Source organism: Pseudomonas sichuanensis (assembly GCF_024749065.1).
Taxonomy (GTDB): domain Bacteria; phylum Pseudomonadota; class Gammaproteobacteria; order Pseudomonadales; family Pseudomonadaceae; genus Aquipseudomonas; species Aquipseudomonas sichuanensis.
The window spans coordinates 5013874-5037902 of sequence record NZ_CP087185.1; the positions used below are offsets into that span (position 1 = coordinate 5013874).

Here is a 24029-nt window from a genome sequence, read left to right on the forward strand (position 1 = left end):
GCACAACTGACAAAAATGCCAGGTGCCCGCTGCGTGGGCGAGAACATGTGCACCGCGAGAAGATGCGTTTCAATCCTGAAGCGCTCTACAACGTGGGTTGTGAACGAAAATCCGCGCATGCAAGCGCCTACAATTACATTTTTCGCAACAGTGCTTATCGAACGGGGTGCTGTTTCAGGCCTAGGGAAACGACTAACTTTAGCCCTGTCTCCATTAACACTTGCCCCCGCAAGAAGGTAGTTTCAAATGTCCAACAGTATGGGTATTGCCAGCGTTTTCGTCCTGTCTTCCCTGTTGTTGTCGCCACTGGCCATGGCCGAAGAATCCCAGGCCTTCGTCACCCGCAATACAGAACTTGCCGCTGTTCACCAAGAATCCCGCGAAGCCTTGGCGCACAAGGCCGACGCCGGCGAGTCCGCAGAACAGACAGCCTCGAAGGTTTCCAGCGACGCCAATGTCGATAGCTGATCGCGCACCGTCGCACCTCCCATCTTCCCTTGGCTACACATGGGCACCCGCGGTGCCGATATGTTAGCCTTTCAAAGCCGCTGCTCATCAGCGGCTTTTTTTATGTGTCGAAAATATCAGCCAGGCTGCTGCGTCTCTAATAAGAAACTTGCAGAACACGACAATAAAAAACTGCCCCACCGCTTGACCAAAGGAGTTTGTACCGGTGTCTTTCGCGTTTCGTTTTACCCCGCTTTTCCTTGCGTTAACCGCAACGATGCCCCTGGCCGCCCAGGCCGATGAAGACAAGGCTGATGGCTTCATCGAAGGCTCTACGCTGAACCTGCATTTTCGCAATGCCTACTTCAACCGCAACGAACTCAACCGCGACGTGCGTGACAAGCGCGAATGGGGCCAGGGCGCCGTGGCGCGCTTCGAGTCCGGCTACACCCCTGGTGTGATCGGCTTCGGCCTGGACGCCCACGGCATTCTCGGCCTCAAGCTCGACGGTGGCGCGGGCCATGCCGGCACCTCGATCCTGCCCAACCACGTCAAGGACGACGGCAGCCAGGGCGCTGCCCCGCACTCGTTCTCCACTGCGGGCGGGGCGATCAAGCTCAAGGGCTTCGACACCGAGTTCAAGGCCGGTGACCTGTTCCTCACCAACCCGGTGATCGCCGGCGGCGAATCGCGCATGCTGCCGCAGACCTTCCGTGGTTTCGCCCTGACCAACACCAGCATCGACGGGCTGATGCTCGAAGGTGGCCAGGTAAGCTTCACCAAACCGTACAACCAGAGCGGCCACCGCCGTATCGACACCTACTACGGTGCACTGGAAGACGGCGACAAGAGCAAGCACCTGAACTGGGCCGGCGCGTCCTGGAGCGGCACCGAAAACGTCACCGCCAATGTCTACGCCGCTGAGCTGAAGGACATCTGGAACCAGTACTACGCCGACTTCGACTACACCTACCAGGTCAACGACCTGGTCAGCCTGAACCCGGGCGCGCACTACTACCATACCCAGGACACCGGCCAGTCGCTGCTGGGCAAGATCGACAACAACACCTACAGCCTGCACTTCACCGTGGCCGCCGGGTTCCACAGCGTCACCGCCGCCTACCAGCGGGTCAACGGCAACACGCCGTTCGACTACATCAACCTGGGTGACAGCATCTACCTGGACAACTCGCGCATGTACTCGGACTTCAACGCGCCCAACGAGCGCTCGTGGAAGCTGCAGTACGACTATGACTTCGCCGGTGTCGGCGTGCCGGGGCTGACCAGCTCGCTGTCGTACTCGCGCGGCGAGGCGGACCTGACCAAAGCCACCCAGGACACCACGCACTACGACTACTACAACGAAGATGGCAAGCACGCCACCCACTGGGAGCGTGACTTCGACCTGAAGTACGTGTTCCAGGAAGGCCAGCTGAAGGATTTGTCGGTGCTGCTGCGCTATGCCAGCCACCGGGCCAATGCGGCCTACGCGGCAGAGTCGGATAACGACGAAGTGCGGGTGATCGTCGATTACCCGGTGAACGTGTTCTGATCTGACGTCGGCGCACGGCGAGGGCTTCGCCCTCGTTTCGCCGGCACTGAAAACGCCAGACCGAAGGTAAACGTGGGAGCGGGCTTGCCCCGCGATTGCAGCACCGCGATATACGGCACCGGCTTCGCCGGTGCTCGCGGGGCAAGCCCGCTCCCACGGTAAGTGCTATTGCCGCGATACCGATGAAACAGGATATGCAAGGTTTCAGCAGTTTCTGTTCAACCCGAGTTCCAGGTCATTGACCAGTGCCTTGGCCATCGCGCTGAGAATCCGCGCCGCACTGCCGGCCAGCAAATCCCCCTCCATTTCCGCCTCGGTCGTCAGGTGCAGGATGCAGCCCTGCAACATCGACAGCTCATCGAATGCCCGGCTGAACGGGATATCGGGCTGGACACGGTACAACTCAAGGAAGGTCTCGACGCCTGCGGTGAAGGCGGGTTCGGGTTTGTCGCTCATGGCGTCACCTGCAGTGACCGGGCATGGTCGAACAGGCAGCGCAGCAACTGGCTGAGGATGGCCACGTTTTCCATCAGGACCATGGGGCGGTCGTCAGGGGGGAACGCGCGGTAGGCGTCCAGGGTTCGGCTCATGGTCGACATCAGCACGGCGGCGTGGGCCATGGCGGCGTCGTGGGTCAGGTGGTCGATGATGCTGATGTAGGGGATGGGGGGATCGGGGACTAGCTTTTTCATATGCAATTCCCAATATCGATAAAGGAAACCGCCAGCTCATCCTTTCTCACGAGACAAGGGTGGCAGCCGTACATGGGGTGAGAAAGCCGAGGACATTGGAACCCGGCCAGACCTAAGTCTGCCCATGCACGACTGCCATAACAGCGTGCGGGACCAACATCGTTCGGGTTTCTCACGCCCGGTCACCATTCGGCGACCCGAGAAAGTTATCCCTGATGATTGTCCCGGCATATCTGGAACCTTCCGGCAGGCGCGTAGGATAGGTCCCAAGCATGGCCTGACTGAAGTATTTGGTTTCATATTCGGAAATGTCGTACGCCGTTGCGGGGTGGCTGATCGGGAGCTGGTAATGGCCACCAGGTGCATGTCGAAAGATGGGGTCAGGGCCACCAGGTGCTTGCCGGTGTTTTTGCAGCGCCTATGGGGACTGTCAGTTTTTTTGTGTTCGGGCCGGTAATGGCCTGCCGCTAGGCAGGCCCTGATTTTCACCAGGTCGGCCTGATGAACCGATCTCCGTACAAAATCGCAAATTGATTCATCGCGCTTTTCCAGTCATGGGCCGGTTTTCCCCAATTGGCTGTGATGTTGCGCAATCCCAGCCAAATCAGTTTGGTCGCTGCATCATCATTCGGGAAATGCCCGCGAGTCTTGATGACCTTGCGTAGCTGGGCATTGATGCTCTCGATGGCGTTGGTGGTATAGATCACCTTTCGGATGGCGGGCGGGAAAACAAAGAATGGAATCACGCGATCCCAAGCCCGTCGCCAAGCAGCCACCACCGTCGGATATTTCTCGCCCCACGGCCCGTTCTCAAACTCATCGAGTGCTTGCTCTGCCGCTTCAGCATTGATGGCTTGGTAAATCGGCTTCAGCTCCTTGGCCAGAGCCCGCCGCTTGTCCCAGGCCGCGTAGTCGAGGCTGTTGCGGATCAGGTGCACGATGCACGTCTGCAGCGTCGTTTCTGGAAACACTGCGCTGAGGGCCTCTGGCATGCCTTTGAGGCCATCGGTCACGGCAATCAGCACATCTTCGACGCCACGCTTCTTGAGGTCGTTAAAGACCTTCATCCAGAACTTCGCACCCTCGGTGTTCTCGATCCAGATGCCCAGGATATCGCGCGTCCCGTCGGGGAGAACGCCCAGGGCCAAGTAAATGGCCTTGTTGCGAACCAGACCTTCTTCGCGGATCTTCACCCGCAGCGCATCGAAGAAAATGACCGGGTACATCGGCTCCAGTGGCCGCTGTTGCCACGCGCCAATCTCTTCCATGACCTCGTCTGTCACAGAGCTGATGAAATCGGGTGAAACGTCGGTTCCATACTGCTCGGACAGGAAGGCCCGGATCTCTCTGACCGTCATTCCACGGGCGTACATGGCGATGATTTTGTCATCGAATCCGGTGTAACGGCGCTCATGCTTGGGGATCAGAATGGGCGAAAAACTGCCGTCACGGTCCCGAGGGATATCCAGCCGTAGCGGGCCATCGCCTGTCAGTACAGTCTTGCCACTCGTGCCATTGCGCTGGTTGGTCTCATCCTCTGGGCGCTGCGCGCCCGGCGGATAGCCCAGGTGATGACCAAGTTCGGCGTTCAGGGCTCGCTCGATCAGTGCTTTCTTGAAGGCGGCAGAGGCCTCTTCGATAGCCTCTGCGGTCATCAGTGGGGTCGCGGAAAACTGTTCAAGCAGCTCTTTCGGGACCTTCGGTAACTCTCGAAGCGGTTTCTTTTTGGTTGGCATACATGCACCTCTTACTCATGGTATGCCCGAACACAAAATTTCTGACACCCTCCGCCTATGAGATCGAGCGCCGCCCGCGCGGCGCTTCGCGGGTAAACCCGCTCCCACAGTTTGTTTCGGGCCAGTCTCTCCTGGGCCTTTACCTGGTCCGCCTTGTTGGTACGACGCGGTTTCATTGTGGGCGTTGCCGCCGCCCCGCATGACTCAAGGCATGCACCAAGGCAGGCGCCGGTACTTTCATAGGAATAATTGGCCCGAAACAAACTGTGGGAGCGGGTTTACCCGCGAAGCGCCGCGCGGGCGGCGCTCGATCTGATAGGCGCTGCAAGGGCTGCGGCAAGCACCTTCATGCCCTGATGCAATCAACAGCCAGGCCCCTGTATGCCCTGACGCCATCAACAACCAGCCACCCGATACCCCTCAAGCGACCCCAAGCCCGCCACCAGACTCCCCGCCCCCCACGATTTCGTCGGACGAATCACCATAATTCTTGTCCGACAATCCACCGTTCCTTAGAATACCGCCGCCGCGTAATGGCCCATCCCCCATGGATCAAGGGGCTTATGCAGTAGCGAGCATGACGTCAGTTACCCGATCACCGCGTTCAGCCCTGTACAAGTCGCACCCCGAACTGATCCTCAACCTGGGCAGTTGCCTCGCCGTGCTCGCCATAGTGGGCATCGTCAGCTACCTGCTGGCGCGCGAGCGCGACAGCGTCGAGCAGTCGGCCATCCGCTCCTCGGGCAACATCGTGCAGCTGATCGAAAGCGACATCGTGCGCAATGTCGAACTCTACGACCAATCCCTCAAAGGCCTGATCTGGGCCGTGAAACACCCCGAATTGCTCAGCGTCCAGCCCAGCCTGCGCCAGCAGATCCTGTTCAGCCAGGCGATATCGGCACCGGTGCGCGGCGACATTCTCTGGCTCGACGCCAAGGGCGATGTGGTCGGTGACTCCACCAGCGTGGTGCCCCGCCAGGCCAACTTCGCCGACACCATCCCCTTCCAGCGGCACCGCGACCACCCCGGCCTGGGCCTGCTGATCAGCCCACCGTTCAAGGCCCGGCTGGGCGACCTGGACTGGTGCATCAGCTTCAGCCGGCGGATCTCCGGCAGCAACGGTGAATTCGTCGGCCTGGCCGCCGGGGCCCTGCGCCTGTCGTATTTCAGCCGGCTGTTCGAGCGCCTGGACATCGGCGACGACAGCAGCATCAACCTGCTCAACACCGACGGCCAGCTGCTGGCCCGCCAGCCTTCCCGGCCACAGGACCCGCTGATCGGCACCAGCTTCAGCGAACGGCCCAACTTCAAGCGCATCCTCAGCGAGCGCAGTGGCAGCTTCACGGCCAGGTCGAGCCTGCAGGACACCCAGCGCATGTACACCTTCGCCCGGGTCGCCGACCTGCCGTTGATCGTGCTGGTGGTGCACTCCACCGACGAGGTGTTCCAGTCCTGGCGGCGCACGGCCATCGTGGTCAGTGTGGCCACCGGCGTGCTGTGCATCGGCATCCTCTGGCTCACGTTGTTGCTGGGCCGTGAATTGCGCCGGCGCCACGATGCCGAGCAGGGCCTGGCGACCCTGGCTGCCACCGACAGCCTCACCGGGCTGGCCAACCGCCGCCGGCTCGACCAGGTGCTGCGCCTGGAATGGGCACGCGCCCAGCGCAACCGCAAGCCACTGGCGGTGCTGATGGTGGATGTGGATCACTTCAAGGCGTTCAACCAGCGCCACGGCCATGCCGGCGGCGACCATGTGCTACGCGAGGTGGCCAAGACCATCGAGCATTGCATTCGGCGCCCGGCGGACCTGGCGGCGCGTTATGGCGGGGAAGAGTTCCAGGTGGTACTGCCGGAGACCGAACTGGCCGGCGCGCTGCTGCTGGCCGAGCGTATTCGCGCCAGCGTCGAGTCGATGCCGCCGTTCGGCGCGGACGAACGCTCGGTGACGGTGAGCGTCGGCATCGGCCTGCACATCCCCGGCACCCAGCACGACCTGACCCGGCTGCTGGGTGACGCGGACGAAGCGCTCTACCGGGCCAAGGCCAATGGCCGTAACCGGGTAGAGGGCCCTCAGGTTTAAGAAGCGGCGCGGGCTGCGTTGCGCAGCGCCTTCACCTGGTCGTGGTTGCGCTGTACACCCTGCAGCTGGTTTTCCACCAGCATGTAGGTCTGGTCACTGGCGGTGCGGCCCAGTTTCACCAGCTTCTCACGGCCATCCTTGTAGGCCTTGAGCGCGTGATCCTCACCGCGCTCCACTTCATTGAGCACCGCCGCTTCATCCTTGCCGGTGACCATCGACTTGAGGTTGACCCAGCCACGGTGCAGGTCGCCGCTGATGCTGGTGCTGGTTTCCGGGTCGCCACCCAGGCGACGGACTTCGCTTTGCAGCTGGGCCGCGGCATTGGCACACTCGCCGGCACGCTGAACGAAGAACGCCTTGAGTTGTGGGTTCTTCACATCCTCGGCGGAGGTCTTGAAGCCCTTCTCGCCGTCCTTGCTGTACTCGATCAGGTCGTTGAGCACATCGATGACGTCTTTGTTGGGGTTACTCATGGCAACAACTCCTTGGCAGGTGATAGTCACCTTAACTGGAGCAGGCTTCATGCCAGGCTTGCCGGTTAAAAATAATTTATAAAAATCAATAATTTACAGTTATTGCGAAACCGTCGTGCTGGTGCGTTCTGCATGATCGCCGCTTGGGTCGTCGTGCAGATTGCAGTATCGTCCGCGCTTCACCCGCCACAGGCTGCCGCGCCAATGAAACCTGAATCCCTGCAACTGCTGGTTACCCGCACCATGCCTTTTGGCAAGTACCAGGGGCGGATCATCGCCGACCTGCCGGGCGACTACCTGGCGTGGTTTGCGCGCAAGGGTTTCCCCCATGGCGAGCTGGGCGCGTTGCTGGCGTTGATGCATGAGATCGACCACAACGGCCTGGCCGACCTGCTGGTGCCGCTGCGCGCAAAAACACGTCAGGGCTGAGCGCTCAAGACTGCGCTGTACCCGCCGAAAACTCGAAGAACTCTTTTCAAGGACGAATGACCTTCCATGCAATCGCGTCAATCCGCTTCATCGGCGTTTGTCATTTCCCTGCTGATCGCAGGCTCAGGGCTCTACTATGTAGGCCGCCTGCGTTGGGCGCTGATACTGCTGGCACTGTTCCTCATCGACTTCTTCCTGATCGGCCTGTTCGCCACGCCCAAGGCGGTGATCGTCGGCCTGTGCGTCGCCTTGGCGCTGAAGCTCGGCTCGGCCTGCCTGGCCGCCTGGATCGCCTGGCGCGGCCACCCGGGCAGCGAACCACCCGGGGCACGCCTGGTGGCCTACGCCGCTGCGGTGGTAGTGCTGGCCGGCGTGCTGGTGGTGCTGCGGGGGCCGTTGTTCGGTTACCGGCTCGACCAGATTCCTTCGGGCTCGATGGAGCCGGCGCTGCAGATCGGCGATCACATCGTCAGCGACTCGCGCTTGCTTGGCGATCTCAAGGTGGGGGATGTGGTGCTGTACCGCCAGGGCAATGTGGAAGGGTTCAAGCGCGTGGCGGGGGTGGCCGGCGACCGGCTGGAGATCGTTGCGGGCGAACTGTTGGTCAATGGCCGCAACCTGGGGTTGTTTCACGCACCCGCCGAGATGGTGCGCAGCGCTTATTCACTGAGCCTGGCGCCCCTGGTGGTTGAACCCGGCCATGTCTACCTGCTCGGCGACCGGCGCGACAACAGCACCGACAGCCGTTACTTCGGCCAGGTCGCAGTGGCGGATGTAACGGCGAAGGTTAACGGGGTCTGGTACGCGAAGAATCGCCAGCGGATCGGTACGACCTTCGAATAGCCATCGCGGGGCTAACAATGTGGGAGCGGCGGTGCGCCGATGCGACTTGCACCGCGATGGGCGCTAGCCCTTGGCCGGCGCCACCACCATCTCCACCTGCTCGCCCTTCTTGATCACGGCATACACCACCGCCGTCACCAGGCTCCCTGCCAGGATCGCCAGCAAGTACAGCAACGCGTGGTTGATGGCATTGGGGATCAGCAGCACGAACAGCCCGCCGTGCGGGGCCATCAGCTTGCAACCGAAGTACATCGACAGCGCGCCGGTCAAGGCGCCGCCGGCGATGCTCGCCGGGATCACCCGCAGCGGGTCCTTGGCGGCGAACGGGATGGCACCCTCGGAGATAAAGCACAGCCCCAGCGCCAGCGCCGCCTTGCCGGCCTCGCGCTCGCTCTGGGCGAACTTGCGCCGGGCAAGGAAGGTGGCGATGCCCAGACCGATCGGCGGCACCATGCCGGCTGCCATGGTCGCCGCCATCGGCGCGTAGCTGGACGACGCCAGCAAACCCACCGAAAACGCATAGGCGGCCTTGTTGATCGGGCCACCCAGGTCGACGCACATCATGCCGCCGAGCAGCAGCCCGAGCAGGATGGCGTTGGTGGTGCCCATGCTGTCGAGGAAGTGCGTGAGGCCTGCGAGCATGGCCGCCACCGGCTGGCCGACCACGTAGATCATCACCAGCCCGGTGAACAGGCTGGCCAGCAGCGGGATGATCAGGATCGGCTTGAGCGCTTCGAGGCTGCTGGGCAGGTTCACCCAGCGAGCGATGGCCTTGGCGCTGTAACCGGCGAGAAAGCCGGCGACGATGCCGCCGATGAAACCTGCGCCGAGGGTGCCGGCCAGCAGGCCGCCGATCATCCCCGGCGCCAGGCCCGGGCGGTCGGCGATGGACCAGGCGATGTAGCCGGCCAGCAGCGGCACCATCAGTTTGAACGCCGCTTCGCCGCCGATCTGCATCAATGCCGCCGGCAGCGTGCCGGGCTGCTTGTAGGCCTCGATGCCGAACACGAACGACAGGGCGATCAGCAAGCCGCCGGCCACCACCATCGGCAGCATGAACGACACGCCGGTCAGAAGGTGCTTGTAGACGCCGGTCTTCTCGGCTTTTTGCGGGGCGCTGGCGGCATCAGCGGCGCTTTCCACCTTGCCTTCGGCCAGGGCCTTGTCCAGGGTGGCGCGGGCCTGCTTGAGGGCGATGCCGGTACCGCAGCGGTAGATGCGCTTGCCGGCGAAGCGCGCGGTGGGCACTTCGATGTCGGCGGCCAGCAGCACCACGTCGGCGGCGGCGATGGCCTCGGCCGGCAATGGGTTGCGGGCGCCTACCGAGCCTTGGGTTTCCACGGTCAGCGTGTAGCCCAGGGCCTGGGCGGCCTGCTGCAGCGCCTCTGCGGCCATGAAGGTATGGGCAACGCCTGTCGGGCAAGCCGTTACCGCAACAATCTTCGGCGTGCTGGCTGCCGCACTGGGGGCGGATTGCTGCTCGTGCACCCGGGCCTTGGCGGCGGCTTCGTCAAGAAAGCCTTCGCGGTCGGCCAGGGCCTGGGCCGGCGTGCTCTGGTACAGGCGCTTGCCGGTGAAACGGGCCAGATCGACCGGCCCGGTGCTCACTACCAACACCCAGTCGGCCTCGGCGATCTGCGCGGGCGACAGGCGCCGCTCGGGGTGTTCGGCCTCCTGCACTTCGACACTGGTGCTCCAGCCTCGACGCTGGGCGGCGGCGGCCAACAGGCGCGCACTGAGCACGCTGGACACCTGGCCGTTGGGGCAGGCGGTGACAATGGCAATGTTCATCAGCAGCCCTCTTGTTGTTCTGTCAGGTGCACGGCGGCTTCCAGGCGCGCCAGTTGCTCGCGGTCGTGGATGCCGAAACCGACCTGGGTGACCGCCTGGGCGGCGATCGCGGTGGCGCGGCGCAAGGTAGCTGTGGGCGCTTCGCCCTGCAGCAGGCCATGGACCATGCCTGCCACCAGTGAATCACCGGCGCCCACGGTGCTGGCGATGCGCACCTGCGGTGGCTGAGCATGCAGCGCCAGGCCTGCGGCAAACCAGGTGACGCCGTGCTCGCCCTGGGACACCACCACATGCTCGACACCACTGGCCAGCAACTGGTCGGCGGCGGCGCGTTGCTGTGCCAGGCCGTCCACTGGCAAGCCGAGCACTTCACCCAGTTCGTCAGTGTTCGGCTTGACCAGCCAGGGCGCGGCCTGCAGGCCGGCGCGCAAGGCTTCGCCGCTGCTGTCCAGGGCCACTTTCAGGCCCTGCACCTTGAGCATCTGCAGCAACTCGCGCAACCAGTCCGGGCTGATCCCCCGTGGCAGGCTGCCGGCCACCACCACCGCATCATGCCCCGGCGCTACCTGCGCCAGGCGGTGCAGCAGGTCGTTCCTGGCGGCCTCATCGACCTGCGGGCCCTGGCCATTGATGTCGGTGACCCGGCCGTCGGCCTCGACCAGCTTGATGTTGCTGCGGGTCTCGCCAGGCACGCGGACGAAGCAGTCGGCAAAGCCGCGCTGGGCGATCAGCGCCTCGAAGGGTTGCAGGTTTTCCTGGCCGAGAAAACCACCGACGGTGACGCTGTGGCCCAGGTCGGCCAGCACCTGGGCGACGTTCAGGCCCTTGCCGGCGGCATGGCTGTGCTGGGCCTGGCTGCGGTTGACGGCACCGGCCTGCAGGCGGTCGAGGCTGACGGTGATGTCCAGCGCCGGGTTGAGGGTAAGGGTGAGGATCTTGGCCATTTCAGTAACGCTCCACCAGCGCCCGGACCGCTTCGGCGCTGTCTTGTTGCAGGGCCTCGCGCGCCAGGGCGCGGGCCGTCGATAGGGTGGCCTGGCGCACCAGTGCCTTGACTTCGGGGATGCTGCGGGCGGCGACGCTCAACTCGTCCACCTCCAGCCCCAGCAACACCGCGACCGCCTGCGGGTCGGCCGCCAGTTCACCGCAGATACCCACCCATTTGCCTTCGGCGTGGGCGGCGCGCACGGTCATGTCGATCAGTTGGAGCACTGCCGGGTGCAGGCCGTCGGCCTGGGCCGAAAGGCTCGGGTGGCCGCGGTCGATGGCCAGGGTGTACTGGGTGAGGTCGTTGGTGCCGATGCTGAAGAAGTCCACCTCACGCGCCAGCTGCGGCGCCAGCAACGCGGCGGACGGCACCTCGACCATGATCCCGACCTGCAGGTCGCTCACCGGGATCTCCAGGCGCAAGCGCTCGACCATGGCCTTGGCGGCGCGCCACTCGTGCACCTGCCCGACCATGGGGAACATGATCCGCAGGGGGCGATTGTCGGCCGCGCGCAGCAGGGCACGCAGCTGCTCTTCCATCACCTGTGGGCGTTGCAGGGTCAGGCGTACGCCGCGCACGCCGAGGAAGGGGTTGTCTTCCGCCGCGATCGGCCAGTAGGGCAAGGGCTTGTCGCCGCCCACGTCGAGGGTGCGCACCACCAGTGGCCGCCCGCCCAGGCCGTCGAGCACGCGGCGGTATTCGGCTTCCTGGGTGGCCACGTCGGGGGCCTGCGGGTGGGCCATGAAGATCAGCTCGGTGCGCAGCAGGCCGACGCCTTCGGCGCCCTGCTCCACCACCTTGTCGATGCCGCTACTTTCGCCAATGTTGGCGCACACTTCGACGCGGTGGGCGTCGCGGGTCACTGCCGGTTCATGGCGGTTGGCCCAGGCGATCTGCAAGCGCCGCTCGCGGGCATCGCGTTCGGCCAGGGCGCGTTGCAGTTCATCGGCGGGCGGGGCAATGGCGACACGCCCGCGCTGGCCGTCGAGCAACAGCGGCGTGCCGCTGTCGAGCAGCAAGATCGCCGCGCCGGCACCGACCACCGCCGGGATGCCCAGGGCGCGGGCAACGATGGCGCTGTGCGCAGTGGCGCCCCCTTGGGCGGTGACGATGCCGGCGACCCGTGCCGGGTCCAGGCGCGCCACGTCCGAGGGGCCCACTTCGGCCATCACCAGCACGTAGGGTTGTGTCGGCTCGACGGCCTGCTGCACACCGCACAGCTGGGCGAGCACCCGCCGGCCGATGTCGCGCAGGTCGGCGGCGCGCTCGGCCAGCAGGGTGTCGTGCAGGGCCTCCTGCTGGCGCGCGGCGGCGTCGATCACGGCCATCCAGGCGGCGGCGGCGCTTTCGCCCTGGGCCAGGCGCAGCTCGACCTCGTCCATCAGGGCCGGGTCGCTGAGCATCTCTTGATGGGTGACGAAGATTTCGCCGATGGCCTTGTCACTGCGCTGCACCAGGGCCTGCAGCTCGGCGTGCACCGCCGCCACGGCGCTGCGCAATTTCAGGCGCTCCTGTGCCGGGGACTCGCCGCGCAGGGGGTAGTCGATGTCGCGCTCGACCCGCACAAAGGCCGGGCCGCTGGCAATCCCGGGGGCTGCCGCGACGCCTTGGACAGTGCTGCCGGGCAGCGGCGCCTCAAGCACCTGCGCGGATGCCTCGGCGACAGGCTGGGTAACGGCCGGCAGTGGCTCCACCTCCTCACCAAGGCCTTGCTCGATGGCGGCCAGCAATACCGGCAGCGCGTCACTGGCGATGGCCGGTTCGGCGATCAGCTCCAGCACCTGGCCACGCCGGGCGCCCAGGCTGAGCAGCTTGCTCAGGCTCTTGACCGAAACCGCAGGCTGGGGGTTGTCGAGCACACGCACGCGGATCTCACCGTCGAAGCCCTTGGCCAGTTGCGCCAGCGCCTTGGCCGGGCGGGCATGCAAGCCATGGGGGTTGGCCAGCGCCACCCGGGCGCTGGGCCAGTCGGCAGGCGCTTCACCGCCGAGCACTTCGAGCACGGCACGGCTGCTGGTGGCCTGGTAGAGCATCTGCCCGCGGCCTTCGATCAGCACTTCGCACAGGCGTTCGAGCAAGGCCTGGTGCGCGGCACCGAGGCTGGCCAGGCAGAACAGGCCATTGAGTGGCTGATCGCGGTAACGCAGGGGTGTTTGCGGGGTGACGAAGGCCAGGCCCGGCTGGCGCACCTGGCGCTCGCTGTGCAGCCACCACAGGCCTTCGCCCAGGGGCAGCGGCTCGGCCTGTTGCAGTACGGCGGCAAAACCGCTGTCGACACAGCCGGCGCGCTGCAACAGGCGTGCACCGCGCCAGGCCAGTTCGTCGAAGTCTTCGGCGGCCAGGTTGAGGCCGACCAGTTGCGCATCCAGTGCCAGTTCCTGGGGGGCGCCCTGCAGCAGCTTGAGCAAGGCCTCGGCACTGCCAGCACGGCGCAAGGCCTCGGCCAGGTCGGTCTCGCCGAGGGCGCGGGTGAGCAGTTGCAGCAGGCGCAGGTGTTCGTCGGAACGGGCGGCGATGCCGATGGCCAGGTACACGATTTGCCCATCGCCCCAGTCCACCCCTTCGGGGAACTGCAGCAGGCGCACGCCGGTGGCGAACACCAGCTCACGGGTCTGCGGTGTGCCATGGGGGATGGCGATGCCCTGGCCGAGGAAGGTCGAGCCCTGCGCCTCACGGGCGCGCAAGCCGTCGACATAGCCCTCGGCAACCAGCCCGTCGGCCACCAGCCGCGCGGCCAGCAAGGCCAACGCCTCGCCTTTGTCGGCAGCCTTCTGGCCCATGGCAATCTGCTCCACGGCAAGCTCGAGCATGACCTTCTCCTTTCCGGCGCCCAGGTGGGGTACCGAGGTATTGTTGTGGATTTTCCGGCAAAAGCCGTTCAATTGATCAGCGCAAGTGGCCAGGCTGGATGTGGCAAGCAGGAAAAATCAGCCAAGCTGAAACGATTAATCTGACCAAGCGGCCACGTTACTCGATAATCTGCCGACGAAAAAGCCCCATCCTGTCGGACAATTGCGACAATGGTCGTCTGCGCGCGGGCCTGCGCTTGGGTGAAACTACCCGGTCAGGCAAGCAGTCAGCCCCGGAAATAACAAGGAAAATTCGGTGAAACTCAGCGATATCGCCCGTCTGGCCGGTGTGTCCGTGACCACGGCCAGCTACGTCATCAATGGCAAGGCCGAGCAGCAGCGCATCAGCAACAGTACCGTCGAGCGCGTGCGCGCGGTGGTCGAGGCCCATGGCTTCACCCCCAACCCGCAGGCCGCCGGCCTGCGCAGCCGGCACACCCGCACCCTGGGCTTCATTCTCCCCGACCTCGAGAACCCCAGCTACGCCCGCATCGCCAAGCAGCTGGAACAGGGCGCCCGCGCCCGTGGTTACCAGTTGCTGATCGCCAGCAGCGACGACCAGCCCGGCAGCGAGCACCAGTTGCAGCAACTGTTCCGCGCCCGCCGCTGCGATGCGCTGTTCGTCGCCAGCTGCCTGCCGCCCGAGGACGACAGCTACCGTGAGCTGCAGGACAAGGGCCTGCCGGTGATCGCCATCGACCGGCGCCTGGACCCGGCGCACTTCTGCTCGGTGATCAGCGACGACCGCGACGCCAGCCGCCAGCTCGCCGAGAGCCTGCTGAAAACCCGCCCACAAAGCATCGCGCTGATCGGCGCCCGCCCCGAGCTGTCGGTGAGCCAGGCCCGCGCCGGTGGCTTCGACGAGGCCATGCATGCCTATGCCGGTGAAGTGCGCCGCTACCAGGGCGATGCGTTCAGCCGCGAGTGCGGCCAGCGCCTGATGCAGCAACTGATCGCCGAACACGGCGGCCTGCCGGACGCCCTGGTGACCACCTCCTATGTGCTGCTGCAAGGGGTGTTCGACATTTTGCAGGCGCGCCCGGCCGATTCGCGCCAGCTGCAACTGGGCACCTTCGGTGACAACCAGTTGCTCGACTTCCTGCCACTGCCGGTCAACGCCATGGCCCAGCAGCACGGGCTGATTGCCGCCACCGCGCTGGAGCTGGCGCTGGCCGCCATCGAAGAGAAGCGCTACGAGCCCGGCGTGCACGCCATCGGTCGCACCTTCAAGCAACGCATTCCGGGCGCCTGACATGCGCCTGATCGACACCCACACCCACCTGGACTTCCCCGACTTCGACGCAGACCGCCCGCAGCTGCTGGCCAACGCGGCAGCGCGCGGGGTGGAGCGGATGGTGGTGCTGGGGGTGTACCAGGCCAACTTCCAGCGCGTGTGGGAGCTGGCCTGCAGTGACTCGCGCCTGTACGCCGCACTCGGCCTGCACCCGGTCTACCTCGATCAGCATCGCCCAGAGCACCTGGTGCATCTGCGCGACTGGCTGGAGCGCCTGCGTGGCGACCCGCGCCTGTGCGCGGTGGGCGAGTTCGGCCTGGACTACTACCTGCCGGAACTTGACCCGCAGCGCCAGCAAGCGCTGTTCGAAGCCCAACTGCAACTGGCCTGCGACTTCGAACTGCCGGCCCTGCTGCACGTGCGCCGCAGCCACGCCCAGGTGATCGCCACGCTCAAACGCTACAAACCGCAGCGGGCGGGGATCATCCATGCCTTTGCCGGCAGTTACGAAGAGGCGCGCGAGTACCTCAAGCTGGGGTTCAAGCTGGGCCTGGGCGGCGCGGCGACCTGGCCACAGGCGTTGCGGCTGCGCAAGACCCTGGCGCGCCTGCCGCTGGACAGCGTGGTGCTGGAGACCGACTCGCCGGACATGGCGCCGGTGATGTACCCGGGGATGCGCAACAGCCCGGAGCACCTGCCGGAGATCGCCGCGGCGCTGGCCGAGGTGATGGGGGTTGACGTCGGGCTGCTGGCCGAGGCCAGTAGCCGTAATGCCGGCGAGCTGTTTGGCTGGTAGTTGTGTGGTGCTCCTACCGGCCTCATCGCCGGCAAGCCGGCTCCCACAGTGACGGCCTGTGGGAGCCGGCTTGCCGGCGATGAGGCCGGTACAGGCAGTCACTAAACCCTGAACGCCCCGATCAACCGCTTCAACTCCACCACCTGCACCGACAACGCCCGGCTGGCATCCTCGGTCTGGCAGGCACCTTCGGTAGTGTCCTGGGCGGCCCGGTTGATCGCCACGATGTTCTGGTCGATGTCGTGGGCCACGGCGGTCTGCTGCTCCACCGCTGCCGCGATCTGCTGGTTCTGCTCGACGATGCCGCTGACCGCGCCAAGGATGTTGCCCAGCGCCTGCTGCACCTGGCGCGCCTCGTCCACCGTACCGGCGGCCATCTGGTGGCTGCTGCCCATCACCCGCACCGCCGCACCGACCCCCTCGCGCAGGCGCTCGATCATCTGGGCGATCTCCTCGGTGGAGTCCTGGGTGCGCCTGGCCAGTGTGCGGACTTCATCGGCCACTACCGCAAAGCCGCGGCCCTGCTCGCCGGCCCGGGCGGCTTCGATGGCGGCGTTGAGGGCCAGCAGGTTGGTCTGCTCGGCTATGCTGCGGATCACCTCCAGTACCCGGCCGATGGCCTGGCTGTCGGCGGCCAGCTGGTTGACCGCCACCACGCTCTGGTCGATCTCCCCCGCCAGGCGGGCGATGCTGCCCTGCTGGCTTTCGACCAGGTCGCGGCCCGAGGCGCTTTCGTGGTTGACCCGTTGTGCGCCCTCGGCCGCCAGCGCCGCGCTGCGCGCCACTTCCAGCGCGGTGGCGGTCATCTGGTTCATGGCCGTGGCCACCTGCTCGATCTGCTCGCGCTGGCCGCCAACCGCCTGGTTGCTGCGCGCCGACACCGACAACACCTGGCCGGCCTGTTCCTCGACCGTGGCTACCGTATGGCCGACCTGTTCGATCAACCCGCGGATGCGCCGCACGGTCTCGCTGAAACCACGGCCCAGCTCGCCCAGTTCGTCCTGGCTGCTGGCCTGGAAACTCACCGTCATGTCGCCGGCGGCCACTTTGTCCATGGCGCTGCCGAGCTTGCCCAGGGTTTCGCGGGTGGACACGTAAAAGCCGCTGTAGAGGTAGATGATCAGCACGAACACCGTGGCCAGCGCGGCGACCAGGGCGACCATGCGCACGCGGTGCTGGGCGAGGCGGTCTTCCAGTTGCCCGTTCAATTGAGCCAGCACGGCGTCGTTGAGGCGGTAGGTCTGGGCCATCAGCTCGCTGGTCTGCTGGTAGAAACCGGCCCAGGGCGCGTCCAGGGTCTCGGCCACCACCACCTGGTCCTCGAACAGGCTGGCGGCCTGCTTGACCGTGGCTTGGCTGGCCTGGGCACTGGCCGCCAGCGCCGCCTTGGCCCGGTTGTCGGCAGCCAGGGCGTCGTCCAGGCGGATGGCGTAGTCGGCAGAGAGCCGCTCCAGGCGTTGCAGCAGGTCTTCGAAACGGGCGCTGCCGGCGGAGTCCATGAAGCCGCGGCCCAAGGCCACCGAGCCCATCGCCCGCCCTTCGCCAAGGGCCTGGGTGACCTGCGCCGTGGCACTACCGATCAGCTCGCCGAGCTGGCGCACCGAGGCCTGGCTGTCCTGGTTGAGGCCCGACTGGCTGGCAACCAGCTTGCCCAGCACTTGGGCCTGGGCGAGCAGTTTTTCGAACAACGCTGCCTTGTTCTGCAACGAGGTTTCGCCGCGGGCGCGGGTGAAGGCGTCGGCCAGCTCGGCGCGCTTGGCTTCGAGGGCCGGGTCGCTACCCTTGAGCGCCTCGAGCCGGGCCTGAACCTTGTCCTGCAAGCTGGCGATTCGGCCTTCCACATCACCGGCCTGGCCCGACTGGCCAAGTACGGCGTTGATCTGCAGCAGGTTGCCGAGGGTTTCCAGGTCGCCCCGCAACGCCAGGCTCTCGCCCAGTGGGGCCAGGCCCTGCAGCTCGACGCGGGTGGCGTGGAACTGGTTATAGGCGTCGCGAACCAGATAGAAGCTGGTGACCAGCATGGGCAGGAAGAACAGGACGCTGATCAGGCTGAACTTCATGCCGAAGCTCAGCCGATTCATCAGCGCGATGGCCGGATAGAGCAGACGCTTCACAGGTCACCTCCTTGAATTCTTGTTGTTCTGCGGGGTAGCACTTGGCCATCGAGGGCCAAACACTTTGTATAACGCAGAATGAATTCAAGGTTTGTAACTTAAGGTTAAGCGACCCGCCCTCAACCCTTGCGTCAGACCAGTACCGTCCACAGGGCGAAACAGGCATACCACAGCACCGCGCTGCGCAGCAGCAGCTCCCACAGGCTGTCCAGCCGCTCCAGCCCGCGCTGGCGGTCTTCTTCCTCGGGAATGTCGTCGGCTACCCGACCGACCTTGGCCACCAGATGGCCGGCGCTGATATGCCAGTCGAGCAGTTCGTGCAGCATCACCCGGGTGACTGCGACGAAGTTGCCGACCAGGGCAAAGCTCACCGCCAGCACCCGTACCGGCAGCCAGTCCAGCGCATGGCGCAGTTGCTCGGCGAGGGTCTTGAGCGCCGGCTGGCGGCTGTTTTCGCCGGTCAAGGCCAGCAAGCGGTAGGCCAGCGCCGCCGCCGGACCGAGCAGGAAGTACCAGAAGATCACCGCGAAGAAACTCTGGTAGGCCTGCCACAGCAGATGCCCCTGGGCCCGCTTGATCAGGCCCATGGCATCGTCGGCGGCCAGCCCCAGGTCGCGCTCGGCCACGTGCAGCGCGGCCTGGTCGTCGCCACGGCGCCAGGCGTCGCGGAACGGGCCAAGGGCGGCTTTGACGTCACCGCGGCCGAGGCTGTAGATCAGCACCAGCAGATGCACCGGCAGCGCCAGCAAGCCATAGGCTACCGGCTCCAGCACATGCAGCAGCAGGACCAGCAGCGCCACCGGGGCGAGGATCAGGATGGCCAGGGTCCACCAGGGGTGAACCTTGCCGCTGCGCTCCAGGCGCACCAGTTCGCCAAGGTAGAAACCGTCGCGCTGCAACCGTTGGCGCAGCGACGAAAACTTCTCGAACCACAGCGCCAGCACCAACACCAGAAAGCTCATGCCTTGTCCTCATTGCGTTGCACAGCGTCGCGGTAGCGCGGCCAGTCGAAGGCCGGGCCTGGGTCGGTCTTGCGTTGCGGGGCGATATCGCTATGGCCGCAAATGCGCTGCAGGTCGATCACTGGCCAGGCTGCGCGAATCGCTTGGGTGAGTTGGCGCAGGGCGCTGTACTGGGCATCGGTGTAGGGCAAGTCGTCGGTGCCTTCCAGCTCGATACCGATGGAAAAGTCGTTGCAGCCTTCACGGTCCTCGAAGCGCGACACACCCGCGTGCCAGGCGCGGTCGAGCAGCGAGACGAACTGGGTGACCGCGCCGTCGCGCTCGACGAACAGGTGCGCCGACACGGTCAGGTGGCTGATGCTGGCGAAATAGGGGTGCTCGTTCGGGTCGAGGCGGTTCTGGAAGAACTGCTGGACCTTGCCGGTGCCGAAGCAGGCCGGTGGCAGGCTGATGTTGTGGATCACCAGCAGCGAGATCGCCTCGCCGTCAGGGCGGGCATTGCAGTTCGGTGAAGGGCAGTGGCTTACGCCGGTGAACCAGCCGGTCGCATGGTCCAATTGCATGGGGCAGATCCTGAATGACGCCGGGGGCAGGCGTTTAGTATGCCGCGCACGTGCAGCGCTTGCATGTAAATGATTGTTCAGCCAATGCCCTGCTCGGCACGCAGCCGCGCCAGCACGGCCTCCAGTGCGCGCTCGAACAACTGCCCGTCATCGAGCGTGCGCACCTGGCCCAGGCACAGCGCCTGGGCCAGGCCCGCGTGGCTCCATTCGCGCACTTTCATGCCGGTACGGTTGGCGAACACCAGCCGATCACTGCCGTCGATGCGGGCCACCAGCTTGCAGCGCAGTGGCTCTTCGTCGTCCAGCACCTCGATCCAGGCGCCGATGCGCAAGTGCTCCACCAGGCGCTGCGCGGGCGCCTGCTCATCGCCGTCCAGGCATGGGCCACCGGGCGTTTGCTCGGCAGTGGCCAGGACGATATCGGCCTGTACGCACACCTCCTGCAACGCATCATCGGGCACCCACGGGCCGCCGCAGGCGCGCTGGTGCAACTGCTCCAGGTGCTGGAAGAAATCACGGGTGGCCGCGGCGTCCAGCGCCACGCCAGCCAGCCCCTCGCGCAACGCTTTGAGCAAACCGGGCAACTGCTCCAGCAGCTGCGCAGGTTCGCGCTGCGGGGCAATGCTGGCCAGCAACTGGTCGACCGTCACCAGGCCTGCTCGCCAGGCCGCAGAGGCCTCGCCCTGCTTCAGCCAGGCCAGCAGCAGCACCTGGCTCCAGGCCTGCTCCAGCATCTGCACCACCACCTGCGGCAACACCCGGCCGCGCAGGCGCAGGTTGAGTGCCTGCTGTACCCGCAGCTTGGCCTGCAACGCCCGTGCGCGCCCTTCCTCGGCGTCGCGGGTGCGCTGCTCGAGCAGTTCGTTGCGCCGCCGTTCGTCCTGGCTGAAGGCAAGAAACTCGTCGAGCAGTTCGTCGAACAGCTGACAGTCTTCGGCGAAGTCCTTGAGCAGCCGCTGGACGATGCGCTCGACGCGTCGGTGCAGGCCCTCGCCGTCGGCCTCCCAGCCGATGGCCACGGCGGCGATCTCGTTGAGCAGGCGGCGTGCCGGGTGGCTGGCGCGGCTGAACAGGCCTTTGTCGATCAGGGCAACCTTGAGCAGCGGGATATGCAGGCGGCCGACCAGCGCGCGCACTGTCGCTGGCAGGTTGTGGTCAGCGTCGATGAAGGTGAACAGCAGGCCGAACAGGTTGATCATGTCTTCGTCGCCGGTGGCGATATAGCGGCGTGTGCCGCTGCGCACGCTGACCCGCAGCACCAGCTGTTCGAGCTGCATGCCCAGGTCGAAATCGTCTGCCTCGCCGGGGCCCGGAACATAATGCTGCAGGTGGGTCAAAAGGCGCAGCAGGTCGCCGGTGCTGATCGGCTGTGCGTCGGTGGCCGCCTGCAGGCGCGGCGCTATACGCCCGCGAACAGGGGCCAGCAGGGCTTGCAGGGAGGCGAAGAACGCCTGACCGGCAACGTCGACCCCGGCGCCCCTCTCTTGCGCAGGGCTGGCCGCCACCCTGCGGGGAATATTGCGTCGATCGTCGGCGCGACGGCGTGGCGCGGGCGCCAGGTCAGGCAACACGCCAGCAGCGACGAGCAACTGGTTGGCCTCGCCATAGAGCAGGTCGAGGTCGCGCAACACATAGCGCTCGAACAGTTTGAGCAGGACCTGCTTGACCTCAGGCCCCACGCCCAGGTTGCGCCCGGCAGTGAGGAAGTAGCCACACAGGTTGCCAGGCCCCAGCGGGTTGCAGGCCGGGTCCAGGCCCTGCTCGAGCAGGGCGGCGCAGCGCAGGTTCAGTTGCAGCAAGTCGAAACCGTCGCGCGACAGTACACGGTCGACCATCGCCTGGACCACGGCGGAATGCGCCGGTGCGGCCATGGCATCGGCCTGACCGATCAGGGCGAAGGCCTGGTAGAAGGTGTCGAGGAAGCCGCGCTCTATGCTCTTGCGCTTGAGGCGCAAGTCACGCATGGCCTCGAAGTGCAGATTCTGATCAAGACGATCGCTGGCCTTGTCGGCCATCTCGAACAGGGTGTCGTCGGCATTGTCGAACAAAGCCTGAAGGCCTTGGCGCAGCTGAAGCGCAGCCTTGTCACGCACTTGCAGGAGCAACAACGGAAGGCTGGGCGAGGGCGTTTGCGCACCTCGATCGATGGCTGCCGCCAAGGGCACCACCTTGCCTTCTTCATGCATCCCGGACTCCTTGATGGATGTTGCGTAATCGACCGCGCAAAAATCGTCAAAGCTATGACGCCAAATACAAGGCGCCATTATCTGTGAAAATCATTACAGCTGCCAGCGTGCCTTTCGCACGACTCAACAGACCGTGCTTTACCGCAATCACTCGCAGAGCCCGACCAACGGTCATCGTCCGCGCTGCTGTACACACCGCCCCCCTGCCCTATAATCGCCGCCATCTAGCTTGTGGAGCCGACCATGCCGAACCTACGCCTCGCCGACCTGACCGCCGAAATCGAAGCCAACGTGCGCCGCGCGCTGCTCGAGGACATCGGCAGCGGCGACATCACCGCCCAGCTGATCCCGGCCGAGCGCCTGGCCAAGGCGACCATCATCACCCGCGAAGATTGCGTGGTTGCCGGCACGGCCTGGGTGGATGCGGTGTTCCGCCAGCTCGACCCACGGGTGGCGGTGCACTGGCAGGTGGCGGATGGCGAGCGGGCCAGCGCCAACCAGGTGCTGTTCCACCTCGAAGGCCCGGCACGCTCGCTGCTCAGCGGTGAGCGCTCGGCGCTGAATTTCCTGCAGATGCTCTCGGGCGTGGCCACCCGCGCACGCTTGCTCGCCGACTTGGTCGAGGGTACCCAGGTGCGCTTGCTCGACACCCGCAAGACCTTGCCGGGCCTGCGCCTGGCGCAGAAGTACGCGGTCACCTGCGGTGGCTGCCACAACCACCGCATTGGCCTGTACGACGCCTTCCTGATCAAGGAAAACCATATCGCTGCCAGTGGCGGCGTGGCCCAGGCAGTGGCTGCGGCGCACCGCATCGCCCCGGGGAAGCCTGTGGAAATCGAAGTGGAAAGCCTGGACGAGCTGCGCCAGGCACTGGCGGCCGGGGCCGATATCGTCATGCTCGACGAACTGACCCTGGATGAAATGCGCGAGGCGGTGCGCATCAACGCCGGCAAGGCCAAGCTCGAGGCCAGCGGCGGGGTCAACGAGACCACCCTGCGGGTGATCGCCGAGACCGGAGTGGACTACATCTCCATTGGTGCCATGACCAAGGATGTGAAGGCGGTAGACCTGTCGATGCGCCTGAGCCTGTAAGGTTTTCCACAGGCACAAAAAAACCGGCCATAGGGCCGGTTTTTTCATTTCTGGATCGGTGCTGACTTCATCGCCGGCAAGCCGGCTCCCACCCCGACCGCATCAAACACAAACCATGCGCTGATTCTGTGGGAGCCGGCTTGCCGGCGAAAGGGCTACAAGGCAGCCCCTGATGCATCAGTGCGCGGCGTTGGCCAGGCCGTCCAGGTAACGCTCTACGTCCAGTGCGGCCATGCAACCGGCACCGGCCGAGGTGATGGCCTGGCGGTAGACGTGGTCGGCCACGTCGCCGGCGGCGAACACGCCTTCGACGTTGGTGGCGGTGGCGTTGCCTTCACGGCCGCCGTGCACTACCAGGTAGCCGTCCTTCAGGGTCAGCTGGCCTTCGAACAGCGAGGTATTCGGGGTGTGGCCAATGGCAATGAACACGCCGTCGACCTTGATCTCGTCAAAGCTGCCGTCGTTGTTCTTCAGACGCGCACCGGTCACGCCCATGTTGTCGCCCAGTACTTCGTCCAGGGTGGCGTTGAGCTTGAGCTCGATCTTGCCTTCGGCCACGCGGGCGTGCAGCTTGTCGATCAGGATCTTCTCGGCACGGAAGGTATCGCGGCGGTGCACCAGGGTGACCTTGCTGGCGATGTTGGCCAGGTACAGCGCCTCTTCCACGGCAGTGTTGCCGCCACCGACCACGGCAACCGGCTTGTTGCGGTAGAAGAAACCGTCGCAGGTAGCGCAGGCCGAAACACCTTTGCCCATGAAGGTTTCTTCCGACGGCAGGCCCAGGTAGCGGGCGCTGGCACCGGTGGCGACGATCAGTGCGTCGCAGGTGTAGGTACCGCTGTCGCCACGCAGGGTGAACGGCTTGTTGGCCAGGTCGACGGCATTGATGTGGTCGAAGACGATCTCGGTCTCGAAACGCTCGGCGTGTTCCTGCATGCGCTGCATCAGGGCCGGGCCGGTCAGGCCGTGGGGGTCGCCCGGCCAGTTGTCGACTTCGGTGGTGGTGGTCAGCTGGCCGCCGGCCTGCATGCCGGTGATCAGCAGCGGCTTGAGGTTGGCGCGGGCGGCATATACCGCGGCGCTGTAACCGGCAGGGCCGGAACCCAGAATGATGACGCGCGAATGACGTACTTCAGACATGTCGAACTCCTGTCGAGCGGGCCGCAGCGGGCCGGCATCGGGATGCCGGCTGTGCCAGCTGG

Annotated in this window: 20 protein-coding genes and 1 pseudogene; 8 read left to right on the forward strand and 13 right to left on the reverse strand. The window is 65.3% G+C overall.

Annotation, left to right across the window (positions count from 1 at the left end; all coding sequences use genetic code 11):
* The first annotated feature begins 246 nt into the window (after positions 1–246).
* Positions 247–468: a hypothetical protein gene (locus tag LOY51_RS22575; protein WP_125465476.1), complete on the forward strand. Its 222-nt coding sequence runs from the start codon at positions 247–249 to the stop codon at positions 466–468.
* A 205-nt stretch (positions 469–673) separates the two neighbouring features.
* Positions 674–1999 carry an OprD family porin gene (locus LOY51_RS22580; protein WP_125860282.1) on the forward strand — a complete coding sequence of 442 codons (1326 nt, stop codon included), beginning with the start codon at positions 674–676 and terminating at the stop codon, positions 1997–1999.
* Between the two features lie 204 nt (positions 2000–2203).
* On the opposite strand, the gene LOY51_RS22585 is transcribed toward LOY51_RS22580, so the two are convergent.
* The 3 genes from LOY51_RS22585 to LOY51_RS22595 all read right to left on the reverse strand — a co-directional run bounded on the left by LOY51_RS22585 (position 2204) and on the right by LOY51_RS22595 (position 4427).
* Positions 2204–2455, reverse strand: coding sequence for a DUF3077 domain-containing protein (locus LOY51_RS22585; protein ID WP_110995893.1), 252 nt, complete (start codon positions 2453–2455; stop codon positions 2204–2206).
* Positions 2452–2691, reverse strand: coding sequence for a hypothetical protein (locus LOY51_RS22590; protein WP_258643138.1), 240 nt, complete (start codon positions 2689–2691; stop codon positions 2452–2454). Before LOY51_RS22590 ends, LOY51_RS22585 begins: the two co-directional genes overlap by 4 nt.
* 485 nt (positions 2692–3176) lie before the next feature.
* Positions 3177–4427 (reverse strand): IS256 family transposase, encoded by a 1251-nt coding sequence (locus tag LOY51_RS22595; RefSeq protein ID WP_125858773.1) that lies wholly within the window; start codon positions 4425–4427, stop codon positions 3177–3179.
* A 577-nt stretch (positions 4428–5004) separates the two neighbouring features.
* Between LOY51_RS22595 and LOY51_RS22600 the strand changes: the two genes are divergently transcribed.
* Positions 5005–6507 carry a GGDEF domain-containing protein gene (locus LOY51_RS22600; protein WP_258643141.1) on the forward strand — a complete coding sequence of 501 codons (1503 nt, stop codon included), beginning with the start codon at positions 5005–5007 and terminating at the stop codon, positions 6505–6507.
* Here the strand turns inward: LOY51_RS22600 and LOY51_RS22605 are convergent.
* Positions 6504–6980 carry a ferritin-like domain-containing protein gene (locus LOY51_RS22605; protein WP_125465481.1) on the reverse strand — a complete coding sequence of 159 codons (477 nt, stop codon included), beginning with the start codon at positions 6978–6980 and terminating at the stop codon, positions 6504–6506. The genes LOY51_RS22600 and LOY51_RS22605 overlap by 4 nt on opposite strands.
* Before the next feature lie 204 nt (positions 6981–7184).
* Here LOY51_RS22605 and LOY51_RS22610 point away from each other — a divergent pair, with 204 nt between their 5' ends.
* Positions 7185–7409 (forward strand): DUF3820 family protein, encoded by a 225-nt coding sequence (locus LOY51_RS22610; RefSeq protein ID WP_110995897.1) that lies wholly within the window; start codon positions 7185–7187, stop codon positions 7407–7409.
* A 66-nt stretch (positions 7410–7475) separates the two neighbouring features.
* Positions 7476–8252 (forward strand): signal peptidase I, encoded by a 777-nt coding sequence (gene lepB / locus LOY51_RS22615; RefSeq protein ID WP_258643145.1) that lies wholly within the window; start codon positions 7476–7478, stop codon positions 8250–8252.
* A gap of 63 nt (positions 8253–8315) precedes the next feature.
* Here lepB and LOY51_RS22620 read toward each other — a convergent pair whose 3' ends face one another.
* From LOY51_RS22620 to ptsP, 3 genes are read right to left on the reverse strand one after another with little or no spacing between them, the layout of a single operon-like run.
* Positions 8316–10043: a PTS fructose-like transporter subunit IIB gene (locus LOY51_RS22620; RefSeq protein ID WP_258643147.1), complete on the reverse strand. Its 1728-nt coding sequence runs from the start codon at positions 10041–10043 to the stop codon at positions 8316–8318.
* Positions 10043–10987 carry a 1-phosphofructokinase gene (gene pfkB, locus LOY51_RS22625; RefSeq protein ID WP_258643149.1) on the reverse strand — a complete coding sequence of 315 codons (945 nt, stop codon included), beginning with the start codon at positions 10985–10987 and terminating at the stop codon, positions 10043–10045. The genes LOY51_RS22620 and pfkB overlap by 1 nt, the downstream gene beginning before the upstream one ends.
* A 1-nt stretch (position 10988) precedes the next feature.
* Positions 10989–13841 (reverse strand): phosphoenolpyruvate--protein phosphotransferase, encoded by a 2853-nt coding sequence (gene ptsP / locus LOY51_RS22630; protein ID WP_258643151.1) that lies wholly within the window; start codon positions 13839–13841, stop codon positions 10989–10991.
* Between the two features lie 295 nt (positions 13842–14136).
* On the opposite strand from ptsP, the gene cra reads away from it, so the two are divergent.
* Positions 14137–15132, forward strand: coding sequence for a catabolite repressor/activator (gene cra, locus LOY51_RS22635; RefSeq protein ID WP_258643153.1), 996 nt, complete (start codon positions 14137–14139; stop codon positions 15130–15132).
* Between the two features lies 1 nt (position 15133).
* Positions 15134–15910 carry a TatD family hydrolase gene (locus LOY51_RS22640; protein ID WP_125860297.1) on the forward strand — a complete coding sequence of 259 codons (777 nt, stop codon included), beginning with the start codon at positions 15134–15136 and terminating at the stop codon, positions 15908–15910.
* A 101-nt stretch (positions 15911–16011) separates the two neighbouring features.
* Here LOY51_RS22640 and LOY51_RS27260 read toward each other — a convergent pair whose 3' ends face one another.
* The 5 genes and pseudogenes from LOY51_RS27260 to LOY51_RS22660 form a co-directional block, all read right to left on the reverse strand.
* Complete coding sequence (locus tag LOY51_RS27260; protein ID WP_371923702.1) at positions 16012–16725, reverse strand: methyl-accepting chemotaxis protein; 714 nt, start codon at positions 16723–16725, stop codon at positions 16012–16014.
* A gap of 144 nt (positions 16726–16869) precedes the next feature.
* Positions 16870–17991, reverse strand: a pseudogene (locus tag LOY51_RS27265) (HAMP domain-containing protein); the annotation flags it as partial.
* 164 nt (positions 17992–18155) lie between these two features.
* Entirely contained in the window at positions 18156–18986 is an 831-nt protein-coding gene (ampE, locus tag LOY51_RS22650; RefSeq protein ID WP_125465490.1) for a regulatory signaling modulator protein AmpE, read from the reverse strand.
* Complete coding sequence (ampD, locus tag LOY51_RS22655; protein ID WP_125465491.1) at positions 18983–19549, reverse strand: 1,6-anhydro-N-acetylmuramyl-L-alanine amidase AmpD; 567 nt, start codon at positions 19547–19549, stop codon at positions 18983–18985. Before ampD ends, ampE begins: the two co-directional genes overlap by 4 nt.
* A 77-nt stretch (positions 19550–19626) precedes the next feature.
* Positions 19627–21735, reverse strand: coding sequence for a DUF1631 domain-containing protein (locus LOY51_RS22660; protein ID WP_258643158.1), 2109 nt, complete (start codon positions 21733–21735; stop codon positions 19627–19629).
* A 243-nt stretch (positions 21736–21978) separates the two neighbouring features.
* On the opposite strand from LOY51_RS22660, the gene nadC reads away from it, so the two are divergent.
* A complete protein-coding gene (nadC, locus tag LOY51_RS22665; RefSeq protein WP_125465493.1) occupies positions 21979–22827 on the forward strand; it encodes a carboxylating nicotinate-nucleotide diphosphorylase in 849 nt (282 codons plus the stop codon).
* A gap of 177 nt (positions 22828–23004) precedes the next feature.
* Here nadC and trxB read toward each other — a convergent pair whose 3' ends face one another.
* Positions 23005–23967: a thioredoxin-disulfide reductase gene (trxB, locus tag LOY51_RS22670; RefSeq protein ID WP_028689829.1), complete on the reverse strand. Its 963-nt coding sequence runs from the start codon at positions 23965–23967 to the stop codon at positions 23005–23007.
* Positions 23968–24029 lie beyond the last annotated feature (62 nt).